Origin of the sequence: Rhizobium sp. 18055, from assembly GCF_902706285.1 — a bacterium.
In the GTDB taxonomy this organism is placed as follows: domain Bacteria; phylum Pseudomonadota; class Alphaproteobacteria; order Rhizobiales; family Rhizobiaceae; genus Rhizobium.
The window spans coordinates 1-549 of the sequence record NZ_CACSKD010000139.1 but is presented as its reverse complement, the minus strand read 5'-3'; the positions used below and the strand labels follow the sequence as shown (position 1 = coordinate 549).

Genomic DNA, 549 nt, shown 5'->3' with positions numbered 1-549 from the left:
GGTGCCCGCCCCAACCCGGCCGCGCGATTTCGAGGTGTACTCCGTGCTCGGGGTGACGGGCCACCGCGAGGGGCAGCTGAAGGACCAGGAATTCCTGCCGCTCTTTTCCTCCATCCACGGCATCCGCGCGAACGAGCAGGCGTACTTCGCGGTGCGCCGCGAGCCGCGGCTCTTCTCGGAGCATGCCGCACGCTTCGGGCCGCGCACGCAGTACCTGGGCAGCGAAGTGTTCCTCTCGCTGGTGGACCAACGCCAGGCGCCGTTCGCGGACGATCTCAAGCAGCTCAGCGTGCGCACGCTGTGCACCAACCGCGATCTTCCGCTGCTCATGGGCGGGCGCGGCGAGCAGGGCGAATTCACGCTGGTCGAATCCGCGCCGGTCGCCTCGGTGAAGACGGTGGCGGGCCCGACGCGGCCCACCGCGAGCGTCGCCGAGAACGAGATCACCTGGCGGCTGATATCGCACCTGTCGCTCAACTACCTCGCGATGAACGACCTGTCGGAGGAGGAGGGCGCGGCCACGCTGCGCGACCTGCTGCGGCTCTACAT

Annotated in this window: 1 protein-coding gene; it reads left to right on the top strand. The window is 69.0% G+C overall.

The window, feature by feature from the left end:
• Window positions 1–43: 43 nt before the first annotated feature.
• Window positions 44–549 (top strand): type VI secretion system baseplate subunit TssF (locus GVL52_RS31760; RefSeq protein ID WP_244619331.1); only part of this gene is annotated, 506 nt, incomplete at its 3' end.